Raw genomic sequence first — 19,144 nt, 5'->3', positions numbered from 1 at the left:
ACCATTGCGTTTGTTTTCGCAATTTAGGGGGTCCCTTATGCGCCTTGGTTATCTTCTCGCTTCCATTGCCACGATTGCTATGACGTCTTCCGCCATAGCTGAAGAGACATTCACCGCTAAACTGGCAGGTCACGCCTATCTGCCGGCTCTAACGCTGATAACACCGCCTGCCGATGCACCCCGCGACGCCTGGGTTTCCGGCAAATTCACCGGCAAGACACGCAATGACAAGCCGATGAGCGTCATGGGCGATGTCGGCAAGGCCTATGGCAGCCACACCACCGGCATCTCGCTTCCCTTCATCGGCCAGCCAGTACAGGGCATGTCAGGTTTCGCGATGAACCGCGCAGCCGATGGCAGCATTTTTACACTGACTGACAACGGCTTTGGCACCAAGGCCAATAGCCCGGATGCATTGCTGTTCTTCCACCGCATGAAGCCTGATTTTGAAACCGGCAAAGTTGAACGCGTGGAATCAGTATTTCTGAGTGATCCCGACAAGAAAGTGCCGTTTCGCATCGCCTATGAAGGCACTGATGGCCGTTACCTGACGGGTGCGGATTTTGACCCGGAAAGCATTCAGTATCTCAATGACGAAATCTGGATTGGCGATGAGTTCGGCCCATACATTATTCGCGCTGGTCTCGATGGTCGCGTGAAAGCTGTCTATCCAACCATGCTTGACGGCAAGCAGTTGATGGGTCCGGATACACCGGGCGTCGTCGTGCCTGCGGTCGCTGGCAAGGATTTCCGTGTTCAGCGTTCGGGTGGTTATGAAGGCATGGGGCTTCAGCCAAGAACCAACCAGCTCTGGGCCATGCTTGAAAAGCCGCTTTATGACGACGCAGGCAAGCCGGAAGGCGATTTCCTGCGTGTTATCACTTTCGACACCGACAAGGGCGAATGGACCGGCAATAGCTACCGTTTCCGTTTAGCTGAAGGCGCAGCCGCTATCGGCGATTTCAACTTTATCGACGACACCCGTGCATTGGTCATCGAGCGTGACAATGGCGAAGGCGATCCAAGCCTTGAATGCAAGACCGACGATCTTTCGGCCTGCTACCCGCTGCCAGCCAAGGTCAAGAACATCGTTCTCGTCGATACATCGAAAATCGACGCCGACGGCTACATCCATCGCATCGGTCATATCAATCTGATGGACATTCAGGATCCTGACAACAAGGCAATCCTGAAGACCGCAGCAGCACGCGACCTTAAGGGCAAGTTTACCTTCCCGTTCTTCACCATTGAAGACGTGATGCGCGTCGACGATACACATATCCTGATCGCTAATGACAATAATCTGCCATTCTCGGGCGGGCGTCAGATCGGCGAAGCTGCGAATAACGAATTCATATTGCTGAACGTTGCGGAACTACTTGCAGCGAAATAAACTTGCTTGAATTTCACATGGACGCATTAGTCATTATGTGACGCGATCCAATATTGTCGATAAGGCGGCCACTGCACCTTTTGTAGTGGCCGCTTTTCCAATGTTTATGTTCGATAGGCGCTTACCCGATTATAAATCTTGCTTTGATCGTTTGCTGAACGACATGAGTTATTTAAAATTGACAAAAAAACCGGAATGTTTAGTAAAAGGCACTTAATTATTCGAGATAATAGTGAGGAGTAATATTATGTATTTACGGTTGGTTAGTATCTGTGTATCTGCCATTGCATTCTCAATGGCGCCAGTGGCTGCTGACCCTTTGCAAGTGCGCGATATTAGCAATACACAACAAATTTCCGTGCAAGCCAGTAGTTTCGAGAAAGATCTCGCTTATTTGGGTATCTCTGCCAAGTTAACGTGCGAGTTAATGGTCGGCATACGGAATCAGGAGCGGAATGAAAGCTTTGGCGCTATCTGCGATATGACGTTACCTGGAAAGAAGCCAACATCTATCATGTTGTGCAATGACACGATGATTGGAACGCTGACCATTAAGGCTTCAGGTTTCAGCATAAATAAAAGCGAGCTGATAGAATTTACCAAATTCAACTGTATGCCTTGAGCAAATCTTGATATTGCGCAGCGATAATTCGCTGTTTGGTTGCAATTGGATATGTTATTCAGTTATAGCTTTCAATACTATGCCGCCGTTTGAAAGCTATTATTGATATGTTGTATGAGCTATGTATGCATAGCTGGAGGATGTTTAACAGAGATATCTGTTATTGTGATCTTCTCTGTTTTTAAAGCAATTAATGGTAGTATTGTAATATTGTCTATTTATAAAGAATACAGTAAAGTGGCCAACGAATTTAGTAATTTGATATTTTTTAACGTTATATTTTATTTGCATTATATCAAATAAACGTATTTCTTGATCATCATATGTCTGACGTGGGGGTCATTTGATGGTCGTTAATATAAAAGGTGCATGCAACCTTGTGAGAAATCACAAAAAAACGTTGCTGATTTCCTCTCTTATCATCTTTGTTGGATCGGGAGGAGCTGTCGCTCAAGAAATTACCCAGCCAATTATATTGAATAGCGGGTCACAAGAAATTTCTGGGCAGATAATCAATATTTCATCGGATAGTAATCCAGCAATAAACATCAAAAGCTCTACCCTTACGATTGATTCTTCTGATCTGAATTTAGAGAGTGGAAAGTACACTGTTCAGGCGGGTGTTGGTGCAACAGTTAGTATCACAGGACAAGAAGGTCGCCCTGCTCTTGTCGCAGCTACAGATAAAGACGGTTCCGCAGTTTACGGTCAGAATAATAGCAATATTTCTCTACGCAATCTTACTATTAGAACAGTTGGTGCCAGTTCTGTCGGCGTTATTTCGCGAGGCACTTTCGGCAGCCTCAATGCGACACTGAATTTATCTGATAGCATAATTAAGACTGTCAGCGGACGCGGTGTTGTTGTCAGTGACTCCACTGCTTTTGCAGAGAGTTTTAATATTTCAACCGGTTGGGATGAGGGTGTAAGTGCACCGTCGAGCAAAACTCATCTTTTCGGCGTATATGCCGAGAACAAAAACTTTTTGACACTGAACAACGGGCACATAGAAACGTGGACGGCAAATAGCATTGGCATCAATGCTGTCATGGATTACACGAACTCAGATATTGAACGCCTTCGTGTAAAAGATGTTACTATCATTACACATGGTAATAATGCGACCGGAATTGATAACATTAATACACGGTCTTTCATTGAAGGCGGAAGTATTATGACTTACGGTGCCGGGTCACACGGCATAGGGTCAAGTAATGGTGGTTCTTCAAGTTTTGTACCTTCACACGTTGCCGTTCAGGGGGCGAAAATTACTACAAGTGGCCGTCAAGCATATGGTCTGGTTGCGACGTCAAGTTCCGACATTCGAGCGGCTGGAGTTTCTATCGCTACGTCTGGTGAAAGCGGTGTTGGTGTTTACAGTCAGGCAACAGGTCGTATCGACCTGACGGGAAACAGCACAATCAGGACAACTGGACTTGGTGGCCATGGCGTAGCGGCTATGTTGGGCACTGAAATCAATATATCCGACGCGCTGATTGAAACAACTGGCACCAATGCGGCTGGCATCTATACAGCGGGTTATAATATTTCGGATATTATAACACTTAACTCACTCGGTAATAGCCTTGATGTTTTGAACCAGCCATTGGCCGTCGTTGATGATGAACCTGTTGAGCGTGATTATGAATCCACTGGCGACAGCATAGGCTTTCAAGATGAGAACCGTGCAGGTCGAGCTGACAATAATGTGGTGAATCTCACGAGGACCGAAATCAACGTTGAGGATGCCGCCGTTCTCAGAATCTTAGGTAGTGCCAAAACCATAGTCACTATCTCTGATTCAAAGCTTGTTGCAGGGTCAGGTTCAAATGCATTACTCTTTTCAAGTGGTCTTTATGGTGAGTATGCCATGGGGATTGCAGAGGTTGATGTTACGTCGTCTGAGTTATCGGGTGATGTCGACATCGGCAGCGGTTTCGCTAATTTTGCGCTCGCCCAAAACTCTGTTTGGTCAGGCGCCGCGCGGGATAATGGTACGCTTATATTAAATTCACTCTCGCTGGATGATACAAGTAGGTGGTTCGTCACAGGTAGTTCTGCTGTCAATTCTTTGGAAAACAACGGCAATATAATATTTTCGAACGCGGACGTTAGCTTCAGAACACTCACTGTACAAAGCGACTATAATGGCGACGGCGGTTATATCCATTTCAATGCAATATTGGAGGATGATAACTCTGCCACAGATAGACTTATTGTTGTTGGTGACACAAAGGGATTGACCAGCGTCATCGTGAATAATCTTGATGGCGATGGTGATCTTACGGTTGAGGGCATTAAGATCATCGAGGTTAGTGGTGCATCGGAAGGTATTTTCAGCCTGATCGGGGATTACGAAACGACATCTGGTCAACAAGTGGTTGTTGGTGGTGAATATGCATATGCGCTAGTTCATGGATCTGTATCTGATCCTGACGATGGGGATTGGTATCTCCGTTCGCAGTTCATCCCGGGTGAATCTGAAGAACCGCTCTATCAGGCTGGAGTTCCGGTTTATGAAGCCTATCCGCAGGCTCTGCTTGGCTTGAATGGTGTTGCAACCTTGCAGCAGCGTACCGGTAACCGTGTCTGGTCGGGCAATGGCAATCGTGTGGTTGCACAGGGTGCTGATGCGGTTGGCTCGCCTTATGCAGCCCCTGATGAAGCGGGTGCTGCAATCAATGGCAATGGCAATGGCGTCTGGGGCCGCATTGAAGGTTCGCATAACCATATGGAACCGCGCTTTTCGACATCTGATACCAATTACAACCAGAATGTCTTCAAAATGCAGGCTGGTATTGATGGCATGCTGACGGAGACCGAAAACGGCAAGCTGATTGGCGGCTTCACGGTGCATTATGCCCATGGCAAGACGAAAACCAATTCAGCCCACGGCGATGGTGATATCAGCACAGACGGCTATGGTCTTGGCGGAACGCTCACCTGGTATGGCGAGAATGGCTTTTACCTTGATGGTCAGGGTCAGGTGACGTGGTATCGCAGTGATCTTCATTCGACGACTGCCAATACAGGCCTCACCGATAACAATCATGGCTTTGGCTATGCTTTATCACTTGAAGGCGGGCAGCGTTTTGCCATCAATGAAGCATGGTCACTGACACCACAGGCACAGTTGACGTATTCCAATGTTGATTTTGATGCATTCACGGATGCATTTGATGCAGATGTCAGCCTTGATCGTGGAGAAAGCTTGCAGGGTCGTCTTGGTCTGACGGTTGATCATGAGAACTCATGGCAGAATGCCAATGGCATGCTGGATCGGACACGGGTGTACGGGATTGCTAATCTCTATTACGAGTTTCTGCAGGGCACGCGTGTGAATGTTGCGGAAAGCAGCTTCACGAGCCGCAATGATCGGGTGTGGGGTGGACTGGGTCTTGGCGGTTCGTACAACTGGAACGACGATAAATATTCGATCTATGGCGAGGGCCTCGTCAACACCAGCCTCAACAACTTTGGTGACAGCTACGCAATCAAAGGCAATGTCGGCTTCAAAGTGAAGTGGTAGCACCTGATTGAGAACAGCGAACAGAAGCCTCGGACGGCCTTAGGCGTCCGGGGTTCTCGTAGTTAGATAAGATCAATATTCCAGTAGTGGTGATACTAAGTGGTACCTGCACGCTTGATGTGCTCTATGCGTAACGCATCATTATAAGAAAAAGCCGCTCGGCATCACGCAGTTGGATGGCGTTGCGCGAGTGTGCCCTTGACTGTGCTATTATTTGCGCTGGGTATTACGATCGGGCAAGGCAATAAGCTTACTGAACGTAGACATTAGTGCCATCCTTGCCAAATTCATGCTGGTCATTAGGGATGGTTGCTATCGGGCACATTTAAAGCCCCATAGATTGTAAACATGCTTGTATTTATATTTAACTCACGGCCTTGCATGGCGTAATTTCTGGTTTATAAGCTGGCACGAGAATCAAGTGTTTTGGGTAACAGAGCCAGAGAATGCATTGTTTCTGTAATCAAAGGGCTTGTTTTTCGCTTTATTGAGGTTGCAATGTCTCCGCAATTGCTGGCCATGTTGTTGGCGCCATTACTTGGTTTATTTGTTGTCAGTATTGGAAATGGCTTTATTTCGTCACTGACGACCTTGCGGCTGGATGCGGCCGGTGCCTCTCCTATTATGATTGGCGTTGTTTCATCCGCTTATTTTATTGGTCTTACGATTGGTGCTTTGTTCCATGATCGCCTTATCGTACGCATTGGCCACATCCGTGCCTATAGCAGCTTTGCTTCGCTAATTGCTGTCAGCGTTTTGTTGCAGGGCATGTATTTTGATATTTGGTTTTGGTTTGTTTTGCGTTTCTTGTATGGCTGGGCCGCGATTGGAGTCTTTCTTGTCATCGAGAGTTGGTTGCTTTTAGCCTCTGATGAAAAGATCCGCGGACGCATTCTGGCACTCTATATGATCGCATTGTACGGATCGGGTATGATAGGACAAGCATTTCTTGGTAGCATTAATGCTATGGGAGATGTTGCGCCTTTTATGGTGGCAGGGATGTTGGCGTCCTTATCTGTTCTTCCTATAGTTGTTCTTCCGAAAGTTACGCCAGTTGTAGATCGTGCTGAACCTATCAAGCCGATTCAGCTTTTGCGGATGACGCCGAGTGGCGTGATCGGTTGCTTTGGCTCCGGTATTGCGATTGCTGCAGTTTATTCACTGTTGCCACTTTATCTGCAGCGCATTGGCCTCAATGTTAGTGACGTTGGAAAAATGATGGCCAGCGTTATTCTTGGTGCGATGTTGTTGCAGTATCCGGTGGGCCGTTGGTCTGATCGGCAAGACCGCCGGATTGTGTTGATTACGCTCAGCATAGCGTGCTTTATCCTTTCCGCTCTTATTATTGCCATGCCGTCGTCGTCACCTTTATTAATTTATGTGTTCTTTCTTCTCGGAGGTGGGATATTTGCCATCTATCCAGTCGCGGTCAGCTTTTCTGCTGATAGTACTTCTGCGGATTCGCTTGTTCGTATGATTCAAGGGTTGTTGTTGATCAATTCACTTGGGTCTATGGTTAGCCCACTCATTATTTCTCCTGTCATGTCTGAATTTGGCGCGGCAGGCCTTTTCTGGTCTATGTGCGTGCTCAATGCTTTAATGGCGTTGTTTTTCATTTGGCGTCGAGGTGTTCGTCCGGAATCTATACCAGCTGCACCCTTTGCTCCGGCCACGCCATTCTCACCGGTTGGTGCCGAACTTCGCGTCACTGAAGAATTGATTCAAGGGTCTATTGATGCTGAGCAGGCAGATGAAAATTCGATTACAGTGCGTCAGGAAGGCGAAGTTTAGTAGACATAAAAGTTTGTTGTTTGCTACGATGATAAACAATTATTTCAGTATGTTCTTTATTGAGTAATTAGGGTGAGATTTAAGCTCCCAGCAAAGCGGTGAAGGATTTAGCTTTCAAGTTGAGGCTTGCGACCAATAAGCGATGATTATCGAATTCATGCTCAATGCATACTGGAAGGCTGTCTTTGTCGGCGCCAGAATAGCAGTGTTTCGACGTACGCCAGATTAAGTTTTCAGCATGATGAGGAAGCCGCTACATGTCCGATCATAAGACGCACTCGGCGCATTGGGGCTCATTCACAGCAAAATGGGATGGTAAGCACCTCAATATTCTTCCTCATCCCGCTGACCCAGAGCCTTCACCGATTCTGGGAAATCTTACGAATGTTTTGCGGCACAAAGCCCGTGTTCTTAAACCAGCAGTCAGAAAAAGTTGGTTGGAAAGCGGCGCGCGCTCGGGAATTCGAAATCTCAGTGATACATTTGTTGAGATGGATTGGGATGAGGTTCTTCCGCTTGTTGCCCAAACACTCGCTGACGTTCGTGATCAGTACGGTGCGGACAAAGTTTTCGGTGGTTCCTATGGTTGGTCTAGTGCAGGTCGATTTCACCATGTCCAAAGCCAGGTTCACCGCTTTTTGAATGTGGCTATTGGCGGCTATGTACGTTCGGTCAATAGTTATAGTGCGGGCGCATCATCCGTTATTCTTCCGCATGTTATGGGGCCGTTTGAGGAATTATCGCGGCGAAACGTAACGTGGGAACAAGTAGAGGAGCATACGGATATCGTACTCGCTTTCGGAGGGATGGCTCTTAAAAACTCCAATATTGCAAGTGGTGGTATCACAACACATATAGAACGTGGATCCATGGAAAAGGCCGCAGCACGTGGATGCCGCTTCCACCTTTTCAGCCCGTTGCGGGATGATTTTCCACCTGAAGCTGGGGCTACTTGGCATCCAATAAAGCCCGGGACAGATGTCGCCGTTATGTTGGGCCTCTGTCATACTATGCTGGTAAATGGATTGCATGATCAAGATTTTTTGCAAAGTCACTGCAATGGTTTTGATGTTTTTGCGAGATATCTCGAAGGTTGCGACGACCAACAACCAAAGACGGCGCAATGGGCTGCAAATATATCGGGTGTTGCGTTAGAGACTATTTCTGAGTTAGCGAGAGAGATGTCGCAAAAGCGGTCATTAGTGACTGTTGCTCACGCTTTGCAGCGCGCGCGTTTTGGAGAGCAGCCGGTCTGGGCCGGTCTGGCCCTTGCCGCCATGACGGGACAAATAGGCTTGCCTGGTGGGGGATATAACTATGCGCTGGGTGCAATGGGGCATACGGGCCGGCGTGTAAACGCCGTGCCCATTCCAACTCTTTCACAGGGCAAGAACGGTGTGGAAAATTTTATCCCCGTCGCACGTATCTGTGACATGCTTTTCAACCCTGGAGGTAAGTATCAGTATAACGGCCGCGAAATGACTTATCCGGAAATTCGCGTTATATACTGGGCAGGTGGAAATCCTTTTCACCATCATCAGGATCTCAATAGATTAAGGCATGCTTTCGCCGTGCCCGAAACCATTATCGTACAGGAAAATGCCTGGACGCCAATGGCGCGCTCTGCAGACATCGTTTTGCCCGCAACAATGACGCTGGAGCGAGAAGATATTGCAGCAGCTGCAACTGATCCCCGCTTGATTGCAATGCGCAAGCTTGCTCCTGCCGCGGGTCATGCACGGGATGATTACGATATTTTTTCAGCTCTTTCTCAGCTCATGGGAAGCGCTGATCTATTTACTGAAGGGCGAAATGCCAAGCAATGGATGGAATATCTTTATGAGCCCACCCGTCGAGCATTAGAAGAATATGGTTATGACGCCCCAGACTTTGCTACATTTTGGGAGCGCGGCGAAATCGCTCTGCCTTCTGCTCCGGATGACGGAGGACTTCTCAGAGCTTTTAGAAACAATCCCGTCACAAAACCATTGCCAACTGTGAGCGGTAAAATTGAACTCTATTCTGAGAAAATTGCTAGTTTCAACTATGATGATTGTCCAGGTCACCCCGTTTGGCTTTCTCCTGATGAAGTGCCCGATCAGCGATATCCGTTAACTTTAATTGCTAATCAGCCGGCCACTCGACTGCATAGTCAACTCGATTTCGGTGCTTATAGCCAGTCGTCCAAAATTCGGGGGCGGGAGCCCGCCCGAATGAACCCGAGTGATGCAAAAGCACGTAACATTCGTGATGGCGACATTATTCGGATATTCAATGAAAGGGGTGCATGTCTGGCTGGTGTTGTGGTTGCAGATGGTGTCATGCCAGGTGTGGTTAATCTATCAACTGGTGCATGGTTTGATCCGATTGATCCTTTGGCCACCACGTGGGAATGCAGGCACGGAAACCCTAATCTCGTAACACGAGATGTCGGTACATCAAAGTTGGCCCAGGGGTGCTGTGGGCAAGTGACCGTTGTTGAGGTGGAGCGGTTTGATGGCGTTCTGCCGCCAATTCAAGCTTATGATCCACCGGTGCTTACCTCCCAAATAAGCCAGTAATTGGAGATAAACAGATGCGTCCTCTTGATGGAATTCGTATCCTTGACATGACGTCTGTGTTAATGGGGCCTTATGCTACTACCATTCTTAGCGATATGGGAGCTGATGTTGTCAAAATTGAACCTATTGGTGGCGATATTTTGCGCAGTGCCGGTGCTTCCCGTGGCGGCAGCATGGGTGGCATATTTATGCACTCTAACATTGGCAAGCGTAGTGTCGCCATTGACCTAAAAACAAAACTTGGACGTGATACGCTGCTAAAGATTGCCAAAACATGTGATGTGCTGTTCTACAATATTCGTCCAAAGGCTATGCAACGGCTCGGCCTTGGTTACGAAGATATCGCCGCGCAGAATCCGGGATTGCTCTACGTCGGTGCTTTTGGGTTTGGCCAAGACGGGCCCTATGCAGATCGACCAGCCTATGATGATCTTATTCAGGCTGCCAGCGGCATACCTATGCTGTTGGCGCAGGCATCAGGTGATGCGCCATCATATGTTCCAATTAACATAGCAGACCGAATTGTTGGTCTTCATGCGGCGACCGCCATTCTTGCAGGCTTGAGGCATCGTGATCAAACGGGTGAAGGTCAGCGCATAGACGTACCAATGTTCGAGACTATGGTGAGCTTTGTGCTTGGTGATCATATGGGCGGGCTTTCTTTTGATCCACCTCTGGATCAAGGTGGATATCAGCGCTTACTATCGAGCAGCAGAAAGCCATTCCCAACCTCCGACGGGTATATAGGTGTCGTACTATATACTGATCAGCATTGGCAACGGTTCAAGGTTTTGGTGCAAAACGAGGAAGCTTTTATCGACCCACGCTTTGAGAGCTTCTCTGGTCGGCAGAAGCATGTCGACGAGATCAATCATTTGTTGCGTCGGATTTTTCCACTGCGCTCAACGGCCCAATGGCATGAATTGTTGAATACAGCGGATATTCCGAACACGCCGCTTCATTCTCTTTCGACTATCATGGATGATCCGCATCTCAAAGCAATTGGCTTCTTCGAACATCAGGAGCATCCAGTGGAAGGTGCGGTTAAAACAATGCGTGTGCCCTCGACTTGGAGCCGCACACAACCACAACATTCGTCTCCGGCACCCATTTTGGGCCAACATACACATTCGGTTTTAAGTGAAATTGGCTACTCTGATACCGAAATTGAAGCCCTTTCAGCCGACGGTGTAATCGGAGTATCAGGTCATATGACCGTTGCTTGAGTTATGATGTAGTATTGCAATGAACCAGCGCTCGCTTAAACTGCAAACTGTTTGTAATAATGACAGCGAGCAGCACGTGGATAATGTACGACGCAGAGGCGCAGGTAATATAGAATTACGGCATTTGCGCTACTTCTTAGCTATTGCGGAAGAGATGAGCTTTGCTCGTGCCGCCGATCGATTAAACGTCGCGCAGCCGGGATTAAGCCAGCAAATCAAGATTCTTGAGGAGCTGCTTGAAGTTCGACTTTTTGACAGGTCACGCCGAAAATTACGATTTACGCTCGCGGGTGAATTATTTTTTGATGATACCAGAAAAATTCTTGCCCAGTTTGAGGTTGCGACCCAGACAGCAAAGCGTGCTGCTCGCGGTGAGGTTGGACGGCTAGTTGTTGGGTATGTTGGCTCGGCGGCCTACACTGGCATGCTAACACGTGTGATTGGAGAGTTCCGCAAAACACATCCTTCTGTCGAGCTGGAAATCTCTGAATTGGAGATGTTGCGTCAAGTTGATGCGATCGGAGACGGGCGCATGGATGTGGGGTTTATTCGTCCGCCTGCTCCTTTGCCGACAAGTATTGCATCCATTCCTATCTTGCATGAAGACTTAATGATTGCTTTGCCAGCCGATCATTTGCTTGCAGAGCGGACTGAAGTCGCTCTCAATGATCTGAAAACCGAAAAGTTCATTATTCCGGACCACCCATCACAAGTCAGCTTCAATTACTACACAACTTTGGCTTGTCAGGCTGCTGGATTTGAGCCAGAGTTTGGGCTCAAAGGGCGAGATTTCACAACTATTGCCAGTATGGTTTCGGTGGGACTTGGTGTTGCAGTGGTGCCGCAGTCAATTCAGTGTGTTCAGCTGCCGTCTGTTGTTTATAGACCAATAAAAGATGTTGGCACACGTGCCGAACTTGCTGTTGCATTCCGACGTAGCGATCATTCTCCAATCGTGCGAACTTTTGTTTCCGTTGCGCGTCGCTACTTTCAGTCGCGTGCGAATGATTGATGAGATTAACCCTCTCAACTGATAAGTATTAGTTATGAAATTCGCTCTGGCAACGTATTGTGATGAAGGGTCGGCTGGCATTTAATGCTGCTATGACGAAGCTATGATTACGTCACAACCATAAACGGGATCACGGCGAAATTGGTTGAAAATCGGCTTATCACAAGGCGTTATCGCTCATTTTCGCGAAGTTGGAAGGCATTACGTTGGCAGACTGGACAAAGCGGGCGGGATCAATTTTTAAATGTGAAAAGGGTTCAGTCTCCGGTACCATAGGGGTGGCGGTTACCAACCATCCTTTGGCCTCGGCTGCGGCAATGGAAATGCTCGCCGCGGGCGGTAACGCTTTTGATGCTACTGTATCCTCGCTATTTACGTTGACCGTGGTTGAACCAATGATGGTTGGCATATTTGGTGGTGGGGCCGCTGTGGTTCATCACGCGGATGGCGCGATAGATGTTTTCGACGGCCTCGCTACTGCTCCGGCTCAAACCCGAGCTGATAGTTATGTACCCATCTCTGACAGCTGGCCGGATTATATGGAGACAAAAGGTCGCCAGAACCGCGTTGGCCCGAAAGCAATTGCTGTGCCTGGCAACCTTAAGGCATGGTGTGAGATGGCTTCCAATTTCGGTAGGTTGCCACTTACACAGCTTATAGGCCCAGCCATTCGTTACGCTGAAGAGGGCTTTATCCTCTCACCTTATCTTGCAACCTGCATAGAAGAAATTGCGCCAGATCTTGCACTTGATAGCGCAATCGCTGCGATTTTCCTTCCTAATGGTGTCCCGCTGAAAGCAGGCGAACGCCTCATTCAGAAGGATTACGCACGTACGCTTCGGGCCATCGCAACCGACGGGCCAGATGCATTGTTTCAGGGTGAACTCGCCGAACATATGCGTCAATTTTTGTCGGCCTCTGGAACCTGGGTCACTGAGAGGGATATAGCACAGTACGCGGTCGTTCGTCGTGAAGCTGTTCATGGAACTTACCGTGGTTTTGATATTTTCGGTCCGCCGCCGCCGTGTTCGGGTGGTGTGCAGACTGTTCAGGTTCTTAATCTTCTGGAATCTAACGATGTTTCCGAAGGTGGATTTGGGACGTCTGAAACCTTGCATCGACTGATCGAGGCAATGAAGATTGCTGCAGCTGATCGTCTAGCAGTGACCGCAGATCCAGCGTTCGTGGATGTGCCTTTGGAACGACTGACGTCCAAGGAATATGCTCGGGAGCGGGCAGATGACTTCGATCCAGACCATGCGCGTGCGCAAAAAGCGAAAATTCTCACTATTGAGTCAGCAAATACAACGCATGTTACAATTGCTGATGGAGAGGGAAATGTAGTAACATCAACACAGACCATTAACAGTCTGTTTGGTGCGCGCGTGGTCATCCCCGGCACCGGGATTATTCCTAATAATTATATGTATTTGTTCGACCCTCATCCGGGGAAAGCACTTTCCCTTGCTCCGGGTAAACGCATTACCAGCGGGATAACAGCTTTAATCGGCAAAAAAGATGGAAAGCTTGAATTCGCGTTGGGCTTGCCCGGTGCTCATCGTATTCCTGCTTCCGCAATGCAGGCTGTCATAAATCTGATCGATCATGGCATGTCGTTGCAGGAGGCCGTAGAAGCGCCCCGTGTTTTCACATGGGGTCAGGAAGTCGAAGTTGAAAACGGCTTTTCGAATGAAGTGCGCGAGGGATTATCTGCGAGAGGGCATCGCGTCCTGCCGGTCGCTCACGTCGCTGGTGGAATGGGGGCAATCCAATTCCTATCCAATGGAACCATGATTGGGGCGTCTTGCTGGCGCGCTGATGGGGTGCCAATGGCAGCAGGTGGTGGACCCGCCAGAGCCAATACCTCTTTCTGGCCCGATCCCCGGCGGGGCAAAGTCTACTGATAAAGAAACGATAGATAAAAATAAAAAACGATCTTCAGAGGAGAAGGTGATATGAAATTGAATCGTCGTGAGGCACTTTTTTTTGCTGGAGGCGCTATTCTATTCGCGGCCACTCGTCCGGTTTTGGCAGCATCCCAGAGTGTCCTACGTTTTGCGCCACACGCGGCCCTGCGGGTTCTTGATCCTGTTACTACGAGCGCATATGTCACGCGTAACCATGCATTCCTAGTCTACGATAATCTGTTCAGCATGGATTCCAAATATACGCCTCAGCCCCAAATGGTTGATCATTGGACGATATCAGATGACGGTTTGACTTGGGACTTTACATTGAGAGATGGACTGGAGTTTCATGATGGCGCGAAGGTAACATCAGCAGATGTAATCGCTTCTATTAAACGCTGGTGGCAAAAAGATGTAATTGGTGTCCGCTTGCAGGCGGCAACAAAAGAGATCACAGCGACGGACGATAAAAGCTTTCGCATAGTTCTCAAAGAACCATTTGGTATCATGCTTGAAGCCTTTGCTCGCCCGTCGTCAATACCTCTTTTCATTATGCCCAAGCGCATTGCTGATCTTCCCCCAACGACTGTGCTGGAAGAAGTAGTGGGCTCTGGGCCATTTCGTTTTGTGCAGGAAGAGTTTCGTCCCGGTGTCGGCTGGACTTATGTTAAAAACGAGAAATATGTTCCGCGTACCGAACCCGCTGATGGTCTTGCAGGTGGAAAGGTGCCCAATGTTGACCGGATCGAAGCGATCTGGTTTCCAAGCCCAGACACGGCAATGAGTGCTCTTCAGAGTGGTGAACTTGATATTATGGAATCCATTAATCCGGATCATCGTATCAATTTTACGGGAAGCGATATTTTGCTTCAGCCAAAGGGCAGTCCAACGATCTCAACTATTCGTTTTAATTGGGCGCAACCTCCCTTTAATGACATCAAATTACGACAGGCCGTGCAAGCAGTAGCAACACAGCAAGACTATCTGGATGTTGTGGTGGGTGACCCTGACGCCTATAGAATATGTCCAGCTCTTTTTGGGTGTAATACCCCACTGGAAACCGATGCGGGGTTCATTGATAGTGGTATACCGGACATCGAACGTGCGAAGAAGCTCGTTGAGGAGTCGAGTTATAACGGCGAGAAGGTTGTCATTATCACACCCGGCGATCTTGCCTCGTTTTCAGCTCTTGCGCCGATGACCCAACAGTTGTTGAGCTCGATTGGTATTCAAAGTGAGATCCAAACCATGGAATGGAGCGCTTTTCTAACCCGGCGTGCCAATTCAGGGCCTGTCAGTGACGGCGGTTGGAACCTCGCTCACGCCGTCTTTGATGGTATTGATCTGATATCTCCATTAGGCAATATGAATTTCGATGCCCGGGGTAAGGATGGCTACACTGGGTTTATCGTGGATCCCGAGACGGAAACGCTTAAAACGCGCTATCAGCAGGAATCCGATCCGGAAAAACAAAAAGAGATTGCTGCTGAAATGCAGAAACGCGCCTATGAGCAGGTGTTCTATATCCCGCTTGGAACATATGACCAGTACACGGCAATCCGGCCTGAATTTGCAAATTACGTGAGCTCTCCTGTCGCCATTCTCTGGGGAGTGGGCAAAAGCTAATGCTAAGGCTACTTATTCTTCGTACGGTCTCTGCTATACCAGTTATGTTGTTCGTAGCATTGATCGTCTTCTTATTGCTTCGTTTAAGTCCTGGTGATCCGGCCACAATCATGGCCGGAGATACGGCGACACCTGAAGCGGTTGCAGCTTTGCGCTCGCAAATGGGGCTGGATCAACCTTTAGCTATTCAGTTTCTGACGTGGATTGCTGGCATTTTGCAAGGTGATTTCGGGCAATCAATCCTGTCTCGTATGCCAGTTACAACATTGATTGCAGATAGGTTGGCACCCACTCTTATACTGGCGTTGTCTGCCATCGTTCTCACTGTAGTTGTTGCAGTGCCGTTGGGAGCACTTGCTGCGTGGCGGCATAACACATGGGTGGACCGCGCTGTAATGACTCTTTCTGTGCTTGGCTTTTCAATACCAGCATTCGTTGTTGCGTATCTTTTAATGCTGTTTTTTTCCGTCAAATCCGGGCTTTTGCCCGTGCAGGGCTATGTTAGCCCCCTGGTTGATTTAGGTGGGGCTATAAGGCACTTGATCCTGCCTTCGCTAACGCTCGCTCTTGTTTTTATAGCACTTATTGCTCGCGTTACGCGATCAAGCCTGCTGGATGTTCTCAATCAGGACTTTGTCCGCACCGCAAAAGCAAAAGGCAATCCAGCATTTCGAATGCTTTGGCGGCATGCGCTGCCGAATGCTGCAATCCCGATCATCACTGTGATTGGCTTAGGTATTGCCATGTTAATTTCGGGTGTTGTTGTGACGGAAAGTGTTTTCAATATTCCGGGTATTGGACGCCTTACAATTGATGCAATACTCGCACGCGACTATCCCGTTGTTCAGGGACTCATGCTTTTCTTTGCATTGATCTATGTTGTAGTAAATTTACTAATTGACATAGCTTACATCGTTGTTGATCCAAGAATTCAGTATTGAGGGTAGGTCAGTGGCTTCTGAGACGATCTCTTTACATTCGCCCAAGTTACAATGGCGTAATTTCGTAGCTAATAATATGCTGCCGATAGCCTGTTGCTTGATACTTGCAATTATAATTTTAGCCTCTCTTGCAGCCCATTGGTTCATCCCGGCGGATTTAACAATGGTGCGTCCGCGTATGCGATTGAAACCACCTTCAGAAATCGCGTGGTTTGGAACAGATGCGATGGGGAGAGATGTATTTGCATTGTCTCTCTATGGTGCAAAGCTATCATTATTGGTGGGGTTGCTGACAGCTTTTTCTGGTGGTCTTCTAGGGACCGTTATTGGGCTTGTTACTGGATATTTCCGACGGATCGACGGACTGATTATGCGTTTGATGGACGCAATAATGGCTATTCCGAACATTCTGTTTGCAGTCGCTGTTGTATCATTGCTAGGTCCAAGTCTTCTAACTATTGTCGGCGCACTAGCATTTAGTGAAATTCCGCGTGTTGTTCGTTTGGTGCGAAGCGTCGTACTGAGCGTCAGAGAGGAGCCGTATGTCAAGGCCGCTGTTGGTATGTCGATACGCACACCTCTCGTTCTTATACGCCATATACTACCAAGTTGTGTAGCACCCTTGATCGTGCAGACCACCTATATCTTTGCGTCTGCCATTTTGTCCGAAGCTATACTTGGGTTTTTGGGCGTTGGTTTTCCGCAAGGTACACCAACATGGGGTAATATTGTTGCCGATGGTCGAACGGTTTTTTTACGCGCGCCGTGGACGATTATTGCTCCGGGTCTCATGCTGGCTATCACCGTTATGTCTGTCAATTTACTTGGTGACAGCCTGCGGGATCGCCTTGACCCAAGATTGGCACGTACGACAAGGATTCAGTCATGACGCTCAAAGCGGGTAGCAATAGTGCCATACTAGAGGTTGAGAACCTAAGCGTTGCACTTCCTGGTGGACTCGATCGTGCCTATGCCGTGGATAATGTGTCTTTAACGGTGAAGCGCAGGGAAATTACTTGCGTTGTAGGGGAATCGGGATCGGGAAAATCGGTTACAGCGTCTGTCGTTATGGGGCTTTTGCCTGATGCGTTGCGTGTGGTTCAAGGAAGCGTGCGGCTTGATGGTGAAGACATCACCAATGCGAGTGTCAGCCGAATGAACAGCTTACGTGGCAATCGAATGGCTATGATTTTTCAGGAGCCGTTGACTGCACTTAACCCGGTGATGCGCCTCGGAGATCAGATTGCCGAAGTCTTGCAGCTTCACCGACCTTCCATGAGTTCGGTAGATATTCGCAAGAGAGTGATAGAGCTAATGGCGGACGTCCATCTGCCTGATCCGGAAGAAATGTATAAACGCTATCCGCATCAGATTTCCGGTGGGCAACGTCAGCGGGTGACCATCGCCATGGCGCTCGCTATGGAGCCTGCATTAATTATTGCGGATGAACCCACTACAGCGCTTGACGTTACAACGCAGGCGCAGATTTTGTTATTATTCCGCGAGTTGCTGCAAAAGCATGACAGTGGAATTCTCATGATTACTCATGATTTTGGTGTGGTTGCAGATGTCGCCGATCATGTCACAGTTATGAAGCAGGGGAAAACTGTCGAAAGTGGTTTGCCGGATCAAATCATAGGCAATCCACAACATCCCTATACGCGTGAGTTAATCGCCGCTGTGCCTCGTTTTCAGTATTTGCCTCCTAGTGATGCTAACTCATCGGTCGTACTACAGGCTAGTGACTTGCGATTGACTTATCGCCAAAAGGGCTGGCTTCGCAAAAAGCAGGAAGTGACTGCACTGGATGGTGTAAGTTTATCTGTTTCTCGAGGGGAAACACTCGGCATCGTTGGTGAATCAGGCTCGGGGAAGAGCACTTTTGCGAAAGCTGTCCTGGGTTTTGAACAACCCGATAGTGGCAGTATATTCTTCAAAGGGAGGGATATGCTGGCAATCGATACGGCGACCCTGACAAGAGTACGTCATCGTATCCAGATGATCTTCCAAGATCCCTATAGCTCGCTTAATCCGCGCCGAACGATCGGACAGTCCTTAACCGAAGGTCCTGTTCGCCACGGTAAGTCGAAGGGTGACGCAGTTCATCGTGCTCGCGATCTTTTAGAGCATGTCGGATTGTTGCCTTCAGCCATGGAACGCTTTCCCCATGAGTTTTCCGGTGGCCAACGACAACGTATTTGCATTGCTCGCGCCCTTGCATTGGAGCCGGACGTTATTGTGGCCGATGAAGCCGTATCAGCACTTGATGTTACGGTTCAGGCGCAGGTGCTGGAACTCTTGCAGTCTTTGCAGCGAGAGTTGGGCTTTTCGATGTTTTTCATAACGCACGACCTGAGGGTTGCTTCGAATATCTGCAACTACATTGCTGTTATGAGCAAAGGGCAGGTCGTCGAAACGGGAACTGCGAAGCAGGTCTTTCAATCACCACGACATGATTACACACGGCGGTTGCTTGCAGCGCTACCGGGCTCAGAACTGCAAACCAACTGAATGTAATAAAGATTAGGCTGCCGAG

At 48.5% G+C, this 19,144-nt stretch carries 12 protein-coding genes; all 12 read left to right on the top strand.

What is annotated here, in order from left to right:
- Positions 1-37 precede the first annotated feature (37 nt).
- Positions 38-1,393 (top strand): esterase-like activity of phytase family protein, encoded by a 1,356-nt coding sequence (locus WH356_RS09835; protein ID WP_339510270.1) that lies wholly within the window; start codon positions 38-40, stop codon positions 1,391-1,393.
- 247 nt (positions 1,394-1,640) lie between these two features.
- Positions 1,641-2,015, top strand: a complete 375-nt coding sequence (locus WH356_RS09830; protein WP_339510268.1) for a hypothetical protein — start codon at positions 1,641-1,643, stop codon at positions 2,013-2,015.
- Positions 2,016-3,189: 1,174 nt separating this feature from the next.
- Positions 3,190-5,544: an autotransporter family protein gene (locus tag WH356_RS09825; protein ID WP_339510266.1), complete on the top strand. Its 2,355-nt coding sequence runs from the start codon at positions 3,190-3,192 to the stop codon at positions 5,542-5,544.
- Between the two features lie 498 nt (positions 5,545-6,042).
- Positions 6,043-7,335: an MFS transporter gene (locus WH356_RS09820; protein WP_339510264.1), complete on the top strand. Its 1,293-nt coding sequence runs from the start codon at positions 6,043-6,045 to the stop codon at positions 7,333-7,335.
- Between the two features lie 257 nt (positions 7,336-7,592).
- Positions 7,593-9,896: a molybdopterin-dependent oxidoreductase gene (locus WH356_RS09815; protein WP_339510262.1), complete on the top strand. Its 2,304-nt coding sequence runs from the start codon at positions 7,593-7,595 to the stop codon at positions 9,894-9,896.
- A 14-nt stretch (positions 9,897-9,910) separates the two neighbouring features.
- Positions 9,911-11,122, top strand: coding sequence for a CaiB/BaiF CoA transferase family protein (locus tag WH356_RS09810; protein ID WP_339510260.1), 1,212 nt, complete (start codon positions 9,911-9,913; stop codon positions 11,120-11,122).
- A 19-nt stretch (positions 11,123-11,141) separates the two neighbouring features.
- Positions 11,142-12,134, top strand: a complete 993-nt coding sequence (locus WH356_RS09805) for a LysR family transcriptional regulator (RefSeq protein WP_339510258.1) — start codon at positions 11,142-11,144, stop codon at positions 12,132-12,134.
- Between the two features lie 206 nt (positions 12,135-12,340).
- Entirely contained in the window at positions 12,341-14,038 is a 1,698-nt protein-coding gene (ggt, locus tag WH356_RS09800) for a gamma-glutamyltransferase (RefSeq protein ID WP_339510256.1), read from the top strand.
- 51 nt (positions 14,039-14,089) lie between these two features.
- The gene (locus WH356_RS09795) at positions 14,090-15,667 is read left to right on the top strand and encodes an ABC transporter substrate-binding protein (protein WP_339510254.1); all 1,578 of its coding nucleotides are present in this window, start codon (positions 14,090-14,092) and stop codon (positions 15,665-15,667) included.
- On the top strand, positions 15,667-16,608 hold the full coding sequence (locus WH356_RS09790; protein WP_339510252.1) for an ABC transporter permease: 942 nt from the start codon (positions 15,667-15,669) through the stop codon (positions 16,606-16,608). The genes WH356_RS09795 and WH356_RS09790 overlap by 1 nt, the downstream gene beginning before the upstream one ends.
- A gap of 163 nt (positions 16,609-16,771) precedes the next feature.
- A complete protein-coding gene (locus WH356_RS09785; RefSeq protein ID WP_339510250.1) occupies positions 16,772-17,497 on the top strand; it encodes an ABC transporter permease in 726 nt (241 codons plus the stop codon).
- Positions 17,494-19,119, top strand: a complete 1,626-nt coding sequence (locus WH356_RS09780; protein WP_339510248.1) for an ABC transporter ATP-binding protein — start codon at positions 17,494-17,496, stop codon at positions 19,117-19,119. The genes WH356_RS09785 and WH356_RS09780 overlap by 4 nt, the downstream gene beginning before the upstream one ends.
- The last annotated feature ends 25 nt before the right edge of the window (positions 19,120-19,144 follow it).

The organism is Ochrobactrum sp. MYb379 (genome assembly GCF_037479515.1).
GTDB lineage: Bacteria > Pseudomonadota > Alphaproteobacteria > Rhizobiales > Rhizobiaceae > Brucella.
This window is presented reverse-complemented; position numbering and strand designations above follow the sequence as displayed.